Annotated in this window: 4 protein-coding genes; 1 reads left to right on the top strand and 3 read right to left on the bottom strand. The window is 70.6% G+C overall.

The annotated features are described in order from the left end of the window. Positions 1-341: 341 nt before the first annotated feature. The gene (locus ABT116_RS41150) at positions 342-1,349 is read right to left on the bottom strand and encodes a stage II sporulation protein M (RefSeq protein ID WP_351645325.1); all 1,008 of its coding nucleotides are present in this window, start codon (positions 1,347-1,349) and stop codon (positions 342-344) included. Positions 1,350-1,477: 128 nt separating this feature from the next. Between ABT116_RS41150 and ABT116_RS41155 the strand changes: the two genes are divergently transcribed. Beyond that, entirely contained in the window at positions 1,478-2,446 is a 969-nt protein-coding gene (locus ABT116_RS41155; protein ID WP_351645327.1) for an RDD family protein, read from the top strand. Between the two features lie 43 nt (positions 2,447-2,489). Here the strand turns inward: ABT116_RS41155 and ABT116_RS41160 are convergent, their stop codons facing one another. Further along, positions 2,490-3,104, bottom strand: coding sequence for a hypothetical protein (locus tag ABT116_RS41160; protein ID WP_344466932.1), 615 nt, complete (start codon positions 3,102-3,104; stop codon positions 2,490-2,492). Between the two features lie 130 nt (positions 3,105-3,234). Beyond that, a partial coding sequence (locus tag ABT116_RS41165) for an adenosylhomocysteinase (protein WP_351628554.1) occupies positions 3,235-3,325 on the bottom strand: 91 nt, incomplete at its 5' end.

Genomic DNA, 3,325 nt, shown 5'->3' on the forward strand with positions numbered 1-3,325 from the left:
CTTGCGTTTCCGACTCTATCAGATCTTTCCGATCCGATTTCCTCGGTGCTTTCCAGGTTCCCGCTTCCGCGTTTCCCTTTCCGGCGGTTCCGACTTTATCAGAAGTTTTTGGCCGGTCTGACCGGCCGCTCATTTCCGATTCATCGGGAGAGGCTTCAATGAAAGCAACGTTTCAAGAAGCAAGTAGATGTTCACTGTGACTGGTCTGGGACTAGAGCCCATCTCCAGGCAACTGTTCGAATCTACCTCCCCGCACTCGCCGTGTCAACGGCTCCTGTGGGGCGAAGAGGAGACTAGCAGTTGAACGGACGTGGTCGCACATCCGGCGGTCGGCGGGACGATCAGGCGGCTGTCGGGACGGTCGCGCTGCGTTCCGCCGCCTCGACGTCTCCCGTCTCTCCCTCGCGGGCGGCCCGGCCGCCCAGGACGTAGACGTAGGCCAGGAAAGCCACTTCCGCGGCGACGCCGATGGCGATGCGAGCCCAGGTGGGGAGGCCGGACGGGGTGACGAAGCCTTCGATGGCGCCTGAGACGAAGAGGACGAGGGCGAGGCCGATGGCCATGCCTATGGCGGCTCGGCCTTCCTCCGCGAGCGCCGTGCGCCGCGTCCGCGGGCCGGGGTCGATGAGTGTCCAGCCGAGGCGCAGGCCCGTGCCGGCTGCGACGAAGACGGCGGTCAGCTCCAGGAGGCCGTGCGGGAGGACCAGGCCGAGGAACGTGTCGAGGCGGCCGGCCGAGGACATCAGGCCCACGCCGACGCCGAGATTGAGCATGTTCTGGAAGAGGATCCAGAGGACCGGGAGTCCGAGGAAGACCCCGAGGATGAGGCACAGGGCTGCGGCCCAGGCGTTGTTCGTCCAGACCTGGGCGGCGAAGCTGGCGGCCGGATGGCTGGAGTAGTACGTCTCGTACTGGCCGCCGGGGCGGGTGAGCTCCCTCAGTTCGCCTGGAGCCGCGATGGAGGCCTGTACCTCGGGATGGGTGCCGATCCACCAGCCCAGGAGGGCGGCGACGGCCGTGGACAGCAGCGCGGTGGGCACCCACCAGTGCCGTGACTTGTAGACGGCCGCAGGGAAACCGTGGGTGAGGAAGCGTGTGACGTCGCGCCAGGAGGCGCGTCGGGTGCCCGTCACGGCACTGCGCGCGCGTGCCACGAGTTGGCTGAGCCGACCGGTCAGCTGCGGGTCGGGGGCACTGGACTGGATCAGGGAGAGGTGCGTCGCGGTGCGCTGGTAGAGGGTGACGAGTTCGTCGGCCTCCGCGCCGTCGAGGCGGCGCTGGCGGCGGAGGAGGGCTTCGAGGCGGTCCCACTCCGCTCGGTGGGCGGAGACGAAGACGTCGAGGTCCATCGGTGTGCCTGCTCCTCGGCTGGTCGTCGGAGGCTCGTCGTGGATCAGCTTGTCGTACTACGGTGCGATGCGCCCTCAGCTTGGCAGACTGGCCCTGTCGGGGGCAGGGCAGGGGAAGGACGGCGGGCGTGAGTGAGCTGGTGACGGGCGAGGCTGTGGCGTTGGAGCTGCGCCCCGCGAGGCTGCCCAGCAGGGCGCTGGCCGTGCTGCTCGATCTGGTGGCGGCCATGGCGGTCTACGTCGCGGTGACCATCGTGCTGGTCACTTCCACGGCCTCCCTCGACGAGGCGGCGCAGACGGCGCTGTCCATCGCGTCGTTCGTCCTCGTGCTGGTGGGCGGGCCGATCGCGGTGGAGACGCTCAGTCACGGGCGGTCGCTCGGGAAGATGGCGTGCGGTCTGCGTGTGGTGCGGGACGACGGAGGCCCCATCCGGTTCCGGCATGCGCTGGTGAGAGGCTTGATCGGGGTGATCGAGATCCTCATGACCTTCGGGATCGTCGCCTGCATCGCCTCGTTCGTGTCGGCGCGTGGGCGGCGGCTGGGAGACGTGTTCGCGGGGACGCTCGTCGTGCGGGAGCGGATTCCGGTCGCGCGGACCGGTTTTGTTCCGCCTCCTCCGCCCTGGCTGTCCGGGCGGTTCGCGGAGCTCGATCTGTCGGCGGTGCCCGATGGCTTGTGGCTCGCGGTCCGGCAGTACCTGACGCGCATGCAGCAGCTGGATCCGCAGGTGGGCTGGTCGATGGCGGAGCGGCTGGCGTCGGATTTGGCAGAGCGTACGGGCGCTCCGGTGCCCCACGGTGTGCCGCCGGCGGCGTACCTGGCGGCGGTCGTACAGGAACGGCAGGCGCGGGAGGCCCGGCGGGCTTTCGGGGGCGAGGCGGCCCGGGCGGCCACGTCCGCTGCTCCGGCGCCTGCCGGACCGGTCGCCGCGGCCGATGCTCCAGCCGTGGACGGCGCCGCGGCCGGTTTCCGACCGCCCGCTGGGGCGCCCGGGGCGGGGTCCGAGCCGTCCGACGGTGAGCGGCCGGCAGCGCCGGTGCCACCGGCGGTTCCGGCCGGCGAGCGGCCCCGCACCGGGTTCGTGCCTCCGGCGTAGTACAGGGCGGGGCAGGCAGCGCCGGCGGAACGCAGCTGCCTGCTCAGGTGAACACCGACGGTGGTGATTCCAGGTCTTCGAGCTCGATGCCGGGGGCCGCGAGCACCACGTCCCCGGCGATGTGCACGGTGTGCTGCTCGCCTGTGTCCAGGGCTGTGACCTGGTATTCGTCCACGGTCAGGGGGCCGTTGTCAGTGGCGTGTGCTTCGCTTTTCAGCAAGGCCCAGGACTGGTCCACGGTGCGGGGGGCGAGGACCGGGTCCGTGAAGGCGACGAGGCGTACGCGGGTGGCCGCTGTGGAGGGGGTGAGGCGCAGGAGACGGGCGGTGGCGACGAGGAATGCCGGGGAGGTGCCGGTGAAGGCGTGGGCGCGCACATTGCCTTCCGTGGCCTCGGTCCCGGTGGGGTCGGTGCGGACCCAGGTGACGCCGTCGAGGGCTGCGCCGCGGACCTGCCAGGCGGCGGCGTGGAGTTCGAGGCGGATGGGTCGGCCCAGTTCGTCGAGGGTGAGGTCGACGGAGCCGTGGTGATCGCCTGCGGGGGTGGTCAGCTGGGAGACGTAGCGCCAGCCGGAGGGGCCGGGGGCGCATTGGAAGTGTTCGTCTGCGAGGGGGGTGTGGTCGTGCGGATCGTGGAGCGAATAGCGGCCGCGGGGCATGGGGGTCCTGGATCCTGACGGGCTGGGCCGGTCGCCTGGCCGGGCGAACGGGGCAGGCCCCCGGCACGGGGGTGCGGGGGCCTGCCTCGGGGATCTGACCGGTTACCGGCCGGCAGTGGTGCTGCTCGGCTCAGTAGCGGTAGTGGTCGGGCTTGAAGGGGCCCTCGACCTTCACGCCGATGTACTCGGCCTGCTCGGGGCGGAGCGTGGTCAGCTTCACG

Origin of the sequence: Streptomyces sp. NPDC002130, assembly GCF_040296465.1 — a bacterium.
Lineage (GTDB): Bacteria > Actinomycetota > Actinomycetes > Streptomycetales > Streptomycetaceae > Streptomyces.